This window comes from Pseudomonas sp. SED1 (genome assembly GCF_034044025.1).
Lineage (GTDB): Bacteria > Pseudomonadota > Gammaproteobacteria > Pseudomonadales > Pseudomonadaceae > Aquipseudomonas.
Genome location: NZ_JAXCIS010000007.1, coordinates 13,296 through 26,314 on the forward strand (window position 1 = coordinate 13,296; position 13,019 = coordinate 26,314).

Below are 13,019 nucleotides of genomic sequence, written 5' to 3' on the forward strand. Positions count from 1 at the left end.
AATACTGCTCCTTTTCCTCCTCAAGAACCCTAGTGCGTTGCCTTTGTAGGCAACTCCGAATAGGCTGTAGGAAAATTCATCCTATGATTGGATGAAAGGACGAAACCCATGACAGACATCGCTCCTCTGATCAAACGCTCCCTGGTCGACCAAGCCCTCGAACAGTTGCGCCAGCGCATCACCCAAGGCGTGTGGGCCATTGGCGAACGCCTGCCCACCGAGCCCGAGTTGTCTGCCGAGTTGGGGATCAGCCGTAACACTGTGCGCGAAGCCATGCGCGTATTGGCGTTCTCCGGATTGATCGAGATCCGCCAAGGCGACGGCAGCTATTTGCGTTCCATGACCGACCCGTTGGGCGCGATGAAAGCCTTGTCCCATTGCACCCTGGTCCAGGCCCAGGAGACGCGGCAGATTCTTGAAGTCGAGGCCATTGGCCTGGCTGCCTTGCGCCGCACCGATGAAGACCTGATCGCCTTGCGCGCGGCACTGAAATCCAGCGGCGACCATTACCACGGTGATCTTGAGCACTACATCAGCTGCGACCTGGTGTTCCACAAACGCCTGGTGGATGCGGCTCACAACCCGGCCTTGAGCGAGCTTTACCAGTACTTTTCCAGCATCGTCGGCGCGCAGTTGCGCCAGACCCTGAACATCCAGCCGCGCCGGCAAGCGGTGTTCGACCTGCACGGCGCCTTGCTCGATGCCGTGGAACAACAGGACCCGGAACGTGCCAAGGCGCTTTCCCGGCAGTTGATCAATGAACCTTGAATCCGAGATCCCCATGTCCCGTTCAGAAAACGCCCTTGAAGAACTGCTGATCGACGCCGAAGCCGATGACGATGAAGTCCAGCACAGCCCACCGGTGGTGCGTCGTCCGTGGCTGTTGTTGCTGGGCCTGATCCTGGTTGCGTTGAACTTGCGTCCGGCGCTTTCGAGCATGGCGCCGCTGCTGGCGGAGGTGTCCAATAGCCTCGGCTTGTCGGCTGCCAAGGCCGGTTTGCTCACCACGTTGCCCGTGTTGTGCTTGGGCCTGTTTGCTCCGCTGGCTCCGATCCTGGCCCGGCGCTTTGGCGCCGAGCGCGTGGTGTTGGGGATTCTGCTGACGCTGGCCTGCGGGATCATTCTGCGCAGTTCATTCGGTGAAGCCGGGCTGTTCGCCGGCAGCCTGCTGGCGGGCGCGAGCATCGGCATCATCGGTGTGCTGTTGCCCGGTATCGTCAAACGCGACTTCGCCAAACAGGCCGGTACCATGACCGGCGTGTACACCATGGCGTTGTGCCTGGGCGCCGCGCTGGCGGCCGGCGCCACGGTGCCGCTCAGCCATTACTTCGGCGACAGCTGGAACATCGGCCTGGGTTTCTGGATTCTCCCGGCGTTGGTCGCGGCGCTGTTCTGGCTGCCGCAAGTCGGCCAGAAGCACGGTGCCCACCAGGTTGCCTATCGGGTGAAAGGTCTGCTGCGTGACCCGCTGGCCTGGCAGGTGACCTTGTACATGGGCCTGCAATCGTCACTGGCCTACATCGTGTTTGGCTGGTTGCCGTCGATCCTGATCGGCCGTGGCCTGACCGCGACCCAGGCGGGCCTGGTACTTTCTGGTTCGGTGATTGTGCAGTTGGCCAGTTCCCTGGCTGCTCCCTGGCTGGCTACCCGCGGTAAGGACCAGCGCCTGGCCATTGTGGTGGTGATGGTGCTGACGCTGGGTGGGCTGTTCGGTTGCCTCTATGCACCGCTGGACGGTTTGTGGGGCTGGGCGATTCTGCTGGGCCTGGGCCAGGGCGGCACGTTCAGCCTGGCGCTGACCTTGATCGTGCTGCGTTCACGGGACTCCCATGTGGCCGCCAACCTGTCGAGCATGGCCCAGGGTATCGGCTATACCCTGGCGTCCATGGGGCCGTTCGCGGTAGGGCTGGTGCATGACTGGACAGGCGGCTGGAACGCCACCGGCTGGATTTTCGCGGTGATCGGCCTGGGCGCGATCATTGCCGGCCTGGGCGCAGGGCGTGCCCTGTATGTCGGCGTCACCAGTGAAAAATCTAGAGGTAGATGACCTCCAGGGTACTGGAGCCATCCATGGTGATCTCGCTGCTCAGGTCCAGGTTCTGCTTGGCGGCGATGACCGTCTCAATCTTCACCCGACTGCTGAGAAACTTGATTGCCGCCGGCCCTGTGGTGCTCCCGGCTTGATCAGTAAACCCCAGGTAGCTGCGCGCGCCGATATCAATCGGGTTGCTGTTGGCGCTGCGCCAGGCCAATCCGCCAGTGGTGGATTCGGTGCCATAGACTTCCAGCAAAGGGCTGGCCTCGGTTTGCGTCGGGTCGAAGCTCAGGGAATAGAGCCCGATCTTGTTGCCACTTTTATCCAGGCCCAGGCCGTAGAAAATCTCGCTGTTGACGTTCGCCGTGCCGTCTCGGTTATCGCGCATGCGCAGGGCAAAGCGACTGTTGCCGTTGCAGTCGACGGTCACGTCCAGGTACTGGATCGGCAGGCGGGTGCCGCGATCAAGGTTCAAGTCTTTCTGGGAAATCTTGCCGTAGTCGATCAGGCCATTACTCGATAGCAGCGGTGTGCAGGCGGTCGGGGAGAGCAAGCCCTCGACGGTCAGGTTGATGGTGGAGGCACCCAGTGCCACGGTGCTCAAACCCAGTGTCGATACTGTCGCGAGCGGGATCAGGAAGCGCTTCATGGAAAAGTCCTCTAGAGGTATTTGATTTCGATCGTGCCTGAGCCGTCGAGCAGTACGTCGGTGCTCAGGTCCAGGTTATTGGTGGGCGCAAGAATCGCCCTGACACTCACTTGGCCACTCAAATGGGTAATGGCCGAAGGCCCCGTGTGGCTGCCCGGGATGTCTGTGAAGCCCAGCCAGCTGTTTTGGCCAATGGGGATCGGGTACGCGTTGGAACTGCTCCAGGCCACACCGCCGGTGGTGGAGTCGGTGCGATAGAGGGTGGGCAGGGTATCGGCCTGCATATCGAAAGGGTCGAAATACAGAAAGTAGCGGCCGATCTTGTTGCGGCTGTTGTCCACGCCCAGGCCGTAGGCTGTCTCGTCGGTGCCGCCCGTGGCGGAGCCTTTGCGGTTGTCGTGCATCAGCAGGGCGAATTGCGTGGGGCCGTCACAGCCAATGCCCAGGGTCAGGTTGCGGGAAGCCAGCGCCGTGTCGCGGTCGGCATTCAGGCTTTTGGCCCACATGCGGCCATAGTCGATTACGCCGCCGTTGGACAGGTTGATTTCGCAGGCCGCCGGGGCGAAATGGGCGTTCAGGGTCATCTCCCGTGCGCGGCCGGTGGCCACCGCGTCAAACAATCCGGAAGCTTCCCAGGTCACGGCGTCGCGCACTTGGGTGGCATCTCCCAACGCCCAGGCACTGACCCGCAGTTGTACCGAAAAGCTGCTGCCACGAGCCGGCAAGCCGTCGCGTAACGGCGCGATCGCCTGGTCCGCGAGCCAGTCCAGCAGGTTGGCGCGGGTGCCAGGTGGTTGCCCCGGGCCGGAGATCAAACCCAACTCCACCGCCTGCCCGTCGAGCACGCCATCGCTTGCCTGCACGGCATAGCTGCCACGGTCACTGAAACGAAAACGTTCGCTGCCGACGGCGGCCAGTGCTCGGTAAAAAATGCTCATGTCCGTGGGCTGCGCGCAGTTGAGATTCAGGCTCAGGTACCGCTCCCCTAACTGGATTTCACGGCTGGCAGGACTGTGGATGACCCGGTTCATCAGGCCGAAGTCCAGGTGTGACTCGCTCAGGGTCAACTGGCAATCGTCCGCCAGTGCCTGGGCCTGGTGGGAGGCAAGCAAGGCCAGCACGCAGATACGTGGTAAGTGCTTCATCGCAGGTTCCTCATGGCGTCAGGCACTGAGCCGCAACGGTCTCGAAATACACTTGGGGATCGGTTTTTTGTTCCAGGCTGAAGTGCAGTTCACAGCGCTTGATACCGAGGCCCTTGACCCACAGGCGGCGCGGATCCGATACGTTGGGCAGGAACACTTGGCTGCCTTCCTGCACCAGCGTTACAAACTCGCCATCGGCCGTGCTCACCGTGGCTCCACGCGGCAGTGGTTGCCCCTGTGGCGTAGTAACTGTCAACAATGCCCGGCGGGTAACGGCCACGCCGAACTCAACCCTGTCCACGGCGCCTCGCCCAGCGGAAATGACCGCCAGACCATTGCTGATGTCGGCATTGCGCGGCAGCGAACGGGTTTGCACCTCCACTGCGCTACGCCCGTAGGCGGCTACTTGCGAGACCACCGCCTGGCCCAGCCCGTCGGTCCACACCGGGCCACTGGGTGTGCTGAGCTTGATCCCGGCCATGTCCCCCACCGATACCAGTGCGAAGGTGTCGCGTACCGGATAAGGTGAAAAGGTCAGGCCGTCGCCGTGGGCGACGATGGCGCCACGGGCACCGCCCTGGTAACTCGAGCGCTCGGCGTCGGAGCGGCTGTAGTTGAGGTCGAGCTGGCTGTAGCGCGGCAGATAGGACACTCCCAGCGTGGACTCCACTTGCTGGTCGCGGCTGTCATGTTCGGCGCTGACCCGGTAACTCAGTTGGTCGTTGACCTGTTCACTCAAGCCCACGCCGATGCGGTGTTCACCCCCGGAATTACGCATCCAGGTCCGGCCCCTGCGGGTTTCTCCCAGGGGCACGCTGAGGGTCAGGTACACCGCGTTGTCGTCATTTTGACGGCCGCTGACTTGCCATTCCGCACTGGCCGACACCGACACGCCCCGTACACTGGTGCCCCAGGAGGCCAGGGCCCGGCTACTGTTATCGCCGTTGAAAGTGCTGGTGCGTGAAACTCCCGCGTTGAATGCGCCGAGCCACGGGTGCGCCCATCCCAGGGACAGGCTTTGCTGGTCGCGGTAGCGCGAGCGCCGACCGTTGTCGTCCTCACGGTAGTCATAGGCAGTGTCTTCCAACTCGCGGTAACCCGGCGTGCGGTGGGAGGTACCCGCGGTGATCGACCATTGCTGGCCCAGGCGTTGGGACAACGACAGGTCGGTCTGTAGCCCACGCACGTTTTCCCGGCCGCTGGCGTCGGCCAGTTGAGTGGCCAGTTGCAGTTGGCCGTCCGCCCACGGCAACCAGCCCAGGCTGGCGCCGGTGGAGCGGTAATCCTCCGCCATCAAGGCGCCGGCACCCACGCTGACCAGCGGGTTCAACGCGCCGCTCCACCCGGCACTGACCACCCATGGATCGTCACCTTCAGTTTGGCCGATATTGCGCACACGCCCGGCGCCTACCGAGTAACCCGGAGCCGCCAGCCCGCTGCCGAGCATCGCGGCGGGCACCGTGAACCGGCGCTGTTCGCCGGTGCTTTCCTTGACGGTTACCTCGACATCCGAGCGCGTATTCAGGCGCCGCACATCCGTCAGTGAGAACGGCCCCGCAGGCACGACGGTTGAATGAATCAACGCGCCGTTCTGCCGAACCTCAACCTGGGCCGGGCTGTTGGCGATGCCGGCGATGGTCGCGCCTTGTGCCTGATCCTGCAGGGCCTGTTCGGTGAACACTTGAACCCCGGTGATCTGAGCAGTGGACAGCACCGGGTTGTAGAGCGTCACTTGCCCGGCCTGCAACACCGCCTGCTGCGCAGCAAAGGTGCGCTGGGCGTAGGCTTCCAGGTGGGTGGTACGCGAGCGCTGTTCTTGCCAGGTTTGCACTTGGCGGCTGCGCACGATCCAGTCGCCGGCGTTAAAGCCGACTTCCGTATTGGCCGAACCGAAACGGCTGCTGTCGTCACCGTAGCGGTTGTAGAGCCCGGTCACGTCGTAGTTGAGCAGGCCGGCAAAACCACCCGTTTGGTAGCCAGACAGCTCGCGTTGTCGCGGGCGCAATGCCTCGGTGGGTACTAATAATGAAACGCTGAGGCTCGCCGGGTCCTGTTCGATGACGGTTTGCGGGTATTCGCCAAGAAAGTCATGGCAGCCCGTGCTTGCCAGCGGTGCAGGCACCACCAGGTTCGCGGTGTCCAGCAATGGCCGATCAAAGCACAGCGTGCCCTGGCTGTCGAAGCGCACATCCACCCGGCCGCGCCGTTGACCATTGACGGTCAGGCTCACGGCATGAACGCCGCTGGTATAACGCGGCGCATCCAGCAGCAAGTACGCCAGTTCAGGGTCGATGCCTCGCTGCTGCAGAGTTTGCGGGTCAAAGGATTGTCCGGCGGGCGCAGCCTCGGCCCACGAGGACGTAAACAATAGGACCAACGCTGGTTTCAGGGCGATCCAGGCCAATTGTCTGGGACGCAGGTGTGGAGAAAAACCGCCCACGGCTTTGCCGTCACGGTCGGGAGTTACTGTGTTCACGAGAAGGCACTCGGGTTATGGAAGATGGCCTGTGCAGGCGGTCTTCCCGGTGACGGTCTGGGCAGTCACTTCGTTATAGGTGCGTGGTGGTTTCAGCGTTGGGTAGCGGTATTGATCGGCGCTTCGAATGCCGCCACCGCAAAGCCATAAACCGTCGCCGGTTGCATGCGTACCGAGGTGGCGACCTTGTCCGGAGCTGGCACGCTCAGGGTTTCACCAGGCAGGATGTAGGTTCGAGGCAGTACGGCCTTGTCATTGCCCGGCAACAATTGCAGTTCCTGCGCCATGCGCACCACGTATTTGCTGTCGTTCAATACCCGTAACTGGCCATTGTCCAGGGACCAGGTCAGGCCCTTCCACGGGGTGCGATTTGGCGCCAAGCCCTTGGGATGAAGAATCACCGGCAGGTTCTGGCGTACCGTCACGCCTACTCGTGCATGCCCGGCCTCGGCAGGCGTGCGGTCCTTGGGCATGCCTTCGAAGATCACCCGTTTCAGGCGCTGGGTTTGCAGGGGTTTCTGGTTCTGCAGGATAAACCGCACCAGCTGGCTTTTATCCGCTTCGACCCGCGCCAGGGGAGGGGTCACAAACAGCAGCGGCTCGAGGTCTTCGGGCAGGTCTTCGAGGGTGACGTGCAGCAGCGCGAGCTTGTTGTCGGTGTTGGTCACCGACACCGACGCTTCACCTTCTTCTTCATAGACAATCACCACCGAGGTGTCGGGCACCATGCCATCGGCTCGGGCCTGGGTGCTCAACAGCCAGGCAAGAGCGCCGAGGCTGCCGAGGATCCGGCATAAGGTTGAGTACGTTTTCATGAGGTGCATCCTGATTGAGTGCAGGGCGGTTACAGGTAACGCAAATCCAGGACCAATGAGCCATCGAGCGGCACCTCGTGTTTGAGGGTCAAACGGTGTGCCGGGTTGATAACGGTGTTGGCGCGGATGCGGGTGTTCAGTTCCACGATGTGTTCGGGCAGCGGGCGACCTGGCCGGGAAAAAGCCATCAAGGCCCTGGGGTGAATCGCCTCTTGCGCGGTCCAGGTGGCGCCCTGGTTGGTCGAGGCCATTGATTGCATCGGCTGGGTGTCGGCCAGGGCATTTTCGAACGCCAGCGAGACCGAGCCCAGGTGCTCGTCGGGAGCGTGGGTGTTCTTGCCCAAGCCAAACGCAGTGCCGGGCGCAGGTGATGAGTCTGCTCGATCGTCGATGCCCACCAAGGCAAACAGCATGGGGGCAGTGCAGTGGATTTCCAGGTCCAGCCATTGAGTAGGTAGGGCAGTGGGCGTGCCTGGGTTCAGGCCATGGGCGGCGATCTTGCCGTGGTCGATCACACCGTTGCCGGACAGGGTGGCAGTGCAGGAACTGGGAGTGACCAGGCCCGAGACGGTCATGTCGGTGGCGGTGTCGGCGAATACTGTGGAGCCGGTGTTGAGCAATAACAGCGTCGCGAAAAGGCGTAGGTGTTTGTTCATCATTCGGTCTTCAGTGCGGTCGGTATGAAGGGCGACGTCGCCTGGATGCGACGTCGCCGTGATGCACGTCCATGGCTTGGGTTACAGGTACTTGACTTCGAACGTGGCGGAGCCGTCGATTTTATGTTCGTCGCTCAAGTCCAGGCTGTCGGCGCGGGCGATAAAACCCCAGATATTCACGTCAGTGGTCACCTTGGCGATCGGGATCGGTAGCCAGACGCCCGATGAGCGATCACCAAAGGCTGCTAGCGAAGACGGGGGGATTCCGGTGGACCCGTCTCGCCATGTGGCGCCGTTGTCGATCGATTCCAGAACTTGAGTCGCGCCGGCCTCGGTGACGGGGTTTGCCAGTGCAACCATGTAATTGCCCAGCTTCTGGTCGTTGTTGATCAACCCCAGGCCGTACGTACGAGCGGAGGGTCCGGAGGCGGAGCCTGCACGATTGTCGGTGCCTTTGATTGCAAACAGCGTGGCACCGTCGCACTCGATAACCATCTGCAAGGTGGTCATCGGCAAGGGGGTCTGTGTGGTCAGGTTCAGGTCCTTGGCCGACAGCTTGCCGTAGTCGACCACTCCGCTTCCAGACAGGCTCGGCGTACAGGCATTGGGGGTGATTGTCCCGGTGACGGTGAGGTCTACCGTGGATGCTGCGAGAGCTTGCGCGCAAGTGCCCAGCAGTAGCGTGGCGATCAAGGCGTTAAGCGTGTTGTTCATGGCTGCAAGGTTCCTTTGGATTGAATCCGGATGACGTGGATTACAGGTACTTCATTTGCAAGGTGGCGTGGCCGTCCAGAGGGATCTCATCCAGTACAGTCAGGCGGTCGGCACTGTCGATCATGGTGTACAGACTCAGGTCGGCGGTGAACCGGGTCACGGCAATCGGTACCAGGCTGTTGCCGGCAGCGCCGATGGCGGTAAGGGACGTGTGGCCGAGGAATACCGAAGGGTGCCAGGTGACGCCACCATCGCCTGAGACCAGTGTCTTGGCGGGGACGCCGTCGGCCACGGCGTTGTAGAGACCGAACCCGGTACTGCCCAGTTTTTCGTCGTCGGGCGTCGTGCCCAAGCCGTGCCAGTTCTCGTTGATCGCTGCAGTTCCGGCGCGGTTATCGATGGTGCTGAACGCCAGCAGCGTCTCGTGGTTGCACTCGATGCGCAGTTGCAGTGTCTGGCGCGGCAGCGAGGTGGGTTTGTCAGCGGATAAATCCTTGGCCGTCATCTTTCCGTAATCCACTACACCTCCACCGGAGATCGTGGGGTCGCAGGCATTGGGCGTGATGGTGCCCTTGACGGCGAGGTCGGTACTGCTGGCGGCGAATACGGCCGGGACAAGCAGCAGGGTGGCGAGAAAGACAACGGGCGAGGAATTCATCAGCTGTTTGACCTATGCATTTTCAAGAGCGGGTGGGGAGTGTTTACAGGTAAACCACTTCAATGGTGGCCGAGCCGTCGATGTCGACTTGTCCGCTCAGGTCCAGGCCGTCGGTGCGGTTGATGTAGCCGCTGTACTGGATGTCGGTGATCAGCTCTGCGGTCGGGCGTGGGGTGGTGTCGCCTACTGTGGACACGGAGAGCATCAGTTGGTCTTCAAAGCTGGTGTAACGCTCCCAGGTGGTACCGCCATCGAACGACGCAATGGCTTGCACGGTCTCGTTGTCGGCCACCGGGGCAATCATGTTCAGGCTGTAGGCGCCCAGGGATTTGCCATTGTTGGTGCCGAGGCCGAAGTAACTACCTGTTCCCGACTCACGTCGGTTGTCGGTGGCCTTCAGGGCGAAAGGAGTCGCTGCATCGCAGTTCACGATCAGTTGCAGCGTTTGCTGCGGGAGCGGGGTGATCTTGTCGGTGTTCAGATCCTTGGCCGACATCTTGCCGTGGTCGATGATGCCGCCGCTGGACAGGGTCGGGTTACAGGCATTCGGCGTAATGATGCCCTTGACGGTGAGGTCGACGGTGCTGGCGGCAAAAACCGATGAAGTGCCAGTGATCAACAGCGCGCCGGTCAGTGCAATCAGGTGCTTGTTCATGTTGTGTTGTCTCGGTGTGGTAACTGACGGATGCGACTCACCGCAGCGACCCAGCGAATAAAGGCTGGCGCGGTTCGGGTTCAGTCAGTGTCGATGTGTGACCGCCAGGTGAAGTGGCGGGGTTGCCCTCTTGGGGTGGGGCGCAATTTAGCGCTGGTGGGGAGGAGGGGAAATACAAGAATTACGACAATCCAGTTGTGTTCGGGCTGACATACGTCAAGTGGGAATTGGCGTACTGTGGTGTAGGAAAAACTGCCTTTTTCGTAGTTCTTGTATCGTAAACATGACACTCATATGGGTAGTTTGAATCGGTAATGGGCGCCACTTAGGTGGGTTGAAAATTCCCGCTGTGCGCGCCCTCAACTGACGACCTGCCAGGGTCAGCCGATAAACCTGGTAAGTCGGCACCGATATCGAGGTGGCCATGACGCCAAGCGTATTTGCTGACGACGGCCCAAAGCAGCAAACGGTGCCATGGCGCAGCCCCCCTGCTCATTGGAAGCATTTGAGCGTACTGATCGTCGAGGACCATCAGGCCTACCGCGCCCTCATGGGCTGGTTCCTGCAAAAATTCGAAGTCGATCACGAGTTGGTGTGCAACGGACAGGCCGCGTTGACGGCCATCGCCATTCGGCATTTCGATCTGGTGATCAGCGATTGCCGCATGCCGCTGCTGGACGGCTACAGCATGACCCGCGAGATCAGGCGTCGCGAGGCCGCGCACAATCGCCCGCGTGTGCCAATCATTGCCTTGACCGCCAAGCTCTCAACAGATGATGCCCGGCGATGCCTGGAAGCCGGCATGGATGCCTGGCTGCTCAAGCCGCTGACCCTGGAGCAATTGCGCGAGGTGCTCGAGCAGTGGCTGCCTAAGCCGCTGGGCGCATGTGCGAGCCCGCGCTCCGGCTCACTCCCTGGGGCGGCGTGGCCCACCCGCGCCGAGCTGGTCAAGACATTTGGTGATGAACAGGTGCTGAACCAGATGTTAGGCACCCTGGTGCTGGAGGCCGAGGCAGATTACGCAGGCCTGGTGAATGCCTGCCGTATCCTCGACCGCCACGCGATGATCGATTGCCTGCACCGCCTGACGGGAAGCCTGGCATTTTTTGGCAGCACAGACCTTGATCGCCGGGCTGCGCGACTGATCGAGCAGGTGCGTGATCAAGGCATTCGGCGCAACTGGCGGGCGCTGAAACAGTTCGACCAGGACCTGATGGTGTATCTGCGCTATTTGACAGATTTATGACACTTCCAGCGATCTTGTAGGAGGTGTTACTTATTTGAGTAGTGTTAGTTTGTAAGTTGTTTCCTTTTTTATTGTGGGCAAAAAATCATCTACTTAATAACACGGGGCTCAAGTAAAAACCGCTCTCCGGTGGGCAGTTGTTGCACAGGGCTTACGGGGTTATTTTGCGAAGATCATTTTGCCATCACTCATGGGTTTATATGCTTCGCGTAATAATTGCTGACGATCATCCTATTGTGCGTATAGGGCAAAAGGTGGTTATCGAGGCCAACGGCAAGTGCAAAGTAGTTGGGGAGGCCAATGGGCCCGATGAGCTGCTAAGGGTACTGGGCAGCACTCCCTGCGACGTGCTGGTGACGGATTTCGCCATGCCGGGCGGGCAGCAGGCAGACGGCTATGTACTACTGGGTTTGTTGCGGCGCCAGTATCCCGGGTTACCGGTCATCCTGGTGACGATGTTTGCCAATATCGCAACGCTGCGCGCCTCGTTCGCCGAGGGCGCCAAAGCCATTGTCGCCAAGAGCGCCTCCGCCCGTGAGCTGCCCACGGCGATCAAGGTGGTCAGTGAGGGCAAGACCTTTGTCAGTGAGTGCTTGCGGGCGCAGCTGGTTCAGGCCGGCACGGGTGACCAGTCACAAACCCCGCAACTGTCCGGCAAGGAGCGGGAAGTGGTGCGGATGCTGGCCAGCGGGATGACGGTCAGCCAGATTGCCGCCCGGGTCAATCGCAGCATATCGACCATCAGCAAGCAGAAGAGCACCGCGATGAATCGGCTGTGCATCTCCACCGATGTCGACTTGTTCGCCTATGCTCGCAGCAGCGGAATGGTTCCCTGAAACCTGTGGGGTGAGATATTCCTGGCGTTGATGCCAGTAGTGTTCCCGGGCCTTGGGGATTATCGTACCGGCCATCCCAACCCCTTTTGTGGAACCTGCCCATGAGCGACGCCCATAACGCCCTGATCACCGAGTTCTACAGCGCCTTCCAGCGCCTGGATGCCGAGGCGATGAGCGCCTGCTACACCGACGACGTGGTGTTCAGCGACCCGGCGTTCGGCGAGCTGCGTGGCCGTGATGCCGGCGACATGTGGCGCATGCTGACCACCCGGGCCAAGGACTTTTCCCTGACCTTCGACAGTGTGCGCAGCGATGAAATCACCGGCAGCGCCCATTGGGTAGCGACCTACCTGTTCAGCGCCACCGGCAACACCGTGGTCAACGATATCCGGGCGCGCTTTGTGTTTCGTGACGGCAAGATCTGCGAGCATCACGACCACTTTGACCTGTGGCGCTGGTCGCGCCAGGCGTTGGGCACCAAAGGGCTGTTGCTGGGCTGGACGCCGCTGGTGAGAAACGCCGTACGCGCCCAGGCCTTGAAAGGGCTCAAAGCGTTCCAGGCCCGTGGCGAGGGGGCTTGACCTGTGGCGAGGGGGCTTGTCCCCCGTTGGGCTGCGAAGCAGCCCCAGAAAGACAATTGAGGTCTTTCAGAAATACCGCGATTGCTGATTTATGGCCGCTTCGCGGCCCAACGGGGGACAAGCCCACTCGCCACAGGACGTGGAGGCATTGATAAGATGCGTGTTCTTCTCTTGTGGTGTCGGAACGGATTGTGAATAGCGCTTCTGAATGTGTGCCTGTCGAAGTCAAACCGTGGTTTGTCTACCTGGTACGTGCCGCCAATGGCTCGCTCTATTGCGGGATCAGCAACGACCCGGTGCGCCGCTTCGCCATGCACCAGAGCGGCAAAGGTGCACGGTTTTTTCTCTCAAGCCCCGCCGTGGAGCTGGTGTATACCGAAGCGTGTGCGAGCAAGGGCGAGGCGCTGCGCCAGGAACGGCTGATCAAGAAACTCAAGAAAAGCGCCAAGGAATGCCTGGCGGCTACGGGCCCATCACGCTGACTGATGGGTTCCCATCACGCCAATCAGCGGTTGGGCGCGCTAAGCTGAGCATCCACTTGTTTAGCGGAGTC

Annotated in this window: 14 protein-coding genes; 6 read left to right on the forward strand and 8 right to left on the reverse strand. The window is 61.2% G+C overall.

Going from position 1 to position 13,019, the window contains the following annotated elements; all coding sequences use genetic code 11:
• Positions 1–108: 108 nt before the first annotated feature.
• Entirely contained in the window at positions 109–768 is a 660-nt protein-coding gene (locus tag SNL23_RS00915) for a FadR/GntR family transcriptional regulator (RefSeq protein ID WP_076015682.1), read from the forward strand.
• On the forward strand, positions 758–2,047 hold the full coding sequence (locus SNL23_RS00920) for a CynX/NimT family MFS transporter (RefSeq protein WP_318301354.1): 1,290 nt from the start codon (positions 758–760) through the stop codon (positions 2,045–2,047). Before SNL23_RS00915 ends, SNL23_RS00920 begins: the two co-directional genes overlap by 11 nt.
• On the opposite strand, the gene SNL23_RS00925 is transcribed toward SNL23_RS00920, so the two are convergent.
• The 8 genes from SNL23_RS00925 to SNL23_RS00960 all read right to left on the reverse strand — a co-directional run bounded on the left by SNL23_RS00925 (position 2,034) and on the right by SNL23_RS00960 (position 9,803).
• Entirely contained in the window at positions 2,034–2,684 is a 651-nt protein-coding gene (locus SNL23_RS00925) for a DUF1120 domain-containing protein (protein ID WP_076015680.1), read from the reverse strand. The genes SNL23_RS00920 and SNL23_RS00925 overlap by 14 nt on opposite strands.
• An 11-nt stretch (positions 2,685–2,695) precedes the next feature.
• Positions 2,696–3,829, reverse strand: coding sequence for a DUF1120 domain-containing protein (locus SNL23_RS00930; RefSeq protein ID WP_318301355.1), 1,134 nt, complete (start codon positions 3,827–3,829; stop codon positions 2,696–2,698).
• Between the two features lie 10 nt (positions 3,830–3,839).
• Positions 3,840–6,305: a fimbria/pilus outer membrane usher protein gene (locus SNL23_RS00935; protein WP_412104132.1), complete on the reverse strand. Its 2,466-nt coding sequence runs from the start codon at positions 6,303–6,305 to the stop codon at positions 3,840–3,842.
• A 92-nt stretch (positions 6,306–6,397) separates the two neighbouring features.
• Positions 6,398–7,120, reverse strand: coding sequence for a fimbria/pilus chaperone family protein (locus SNL23_RS00940; protein ID WP_076015677.1), 723 nt, complete (start codon positions 7,118–7,120; stop codon positions 6,398–6,400).
• Between the two features lie 29 nt (positions 7,121–7,149).
• Positions 7,150–7,776, reverse strand: a complete 627-nt coding sequence (locus SNL23_RS00945; protein WP_318301357.1) for a DUF1120 domain-containing protein — start codon at positions 7,774–7,776, stop codon at positions 7,150–7,152.
• An 81-nt stretch (positions 7,777–7,857) separates the two neighbouring features.
• Positions 7,858–8,490 carry a DUF1120 domain-containing protein gene (locus SNL23_RS00950; RefSeq protein ID WP_318301358.1) on the reverse strand — a complete coding sequence of 211 codons (633 nt, stop codon included), beginning with the start codon at positions 8,488–8,490 and terminating at the stop codon, positions 7,858–7,860.
• 40 nt (positions 8,491–8,530) lie between these two features.
• On the reverse strand, positions 8,531–9,148 hold the full coding sequence (locus SNL23_RS00955; RefSeq protein ID WP_318301359.1) for a DUF1120 domain-containing protein: 618 nt from the start codon (positions 9,146–9,148) through the stop codon (positions 8,531–8,533).
• Between the two features lie 43 nt (positions 9,149–9,191).
• A complete protein-coding gene (locus SNL23_RS00960; RefSeq protein ID WP_318301360.1) occupies positions 9,192–9,803 on the reverse strand; it encodes a DUF1120 domain-containing protein in 612 nt (203 codons plus the stop codon).
• A gap of 424 nt (positions 9,804–10,227) precedes the next feature.
• On the opposite strand from SNL23_RS00960, the gene SNL23_RS00965 reads away from it, so the two are divergent.
• From SNL23_RS00965 to SNL23_RS00980, 4 genes are all read left to right on the forward strand, one after another.
• Positions 10,228–11,049 carry a response regulator gene (locus SNL23_RS00965; RefSeq protein WP_076015672.1) on the forward strand — a complete coding sequence of 274 codons (822 nt, stop codon included), beginning with the start codon at positions 10,228–10,230 and terminating at the stop codon, positions 11,047–11,049.
• Between the two features lie 200 nt (positions 11,050–11,249).
• Positions 11,250–11,885, forward strand: a complete 636-nt coding sequence (locus SNL23_RS00970; protein WP_076015671.1) for a response regulator transcription factor — start codon at positions 11,250–11,252, stop codon at positions 11,883–11,885.
• Positions 11,886–11,986: 101 nt separating this feature from the next.
• The gene (locus SNL23_RS00975) at positions 11,987–12,466 is read left to right on the forward strand and encodes a nuclear transport factor 2 family protein (RefSeq protein ID WP_076015670.1); all 480 of its coding nucleotides are present in this window, start codon (positions 11,987–11,989) and stop codon (positions 12,464–12,466) included.
• A 191-nt stretch (positions 12,467–12,657) separates the two neighbouring features.
• Positions 12,658–12,948: a GIY-YIG nuclease family protein gene (locus SNL23_RS00980; protein ID WP_318301361.1), complete on the forward strand. Its 291-nt coding sequence runs from the start codon at positions 12,658–12,660 to the stop codon at positions 12,946–12,948.
• Positions 12,949–13,019 lie beyond the last annotated feature (71 nt).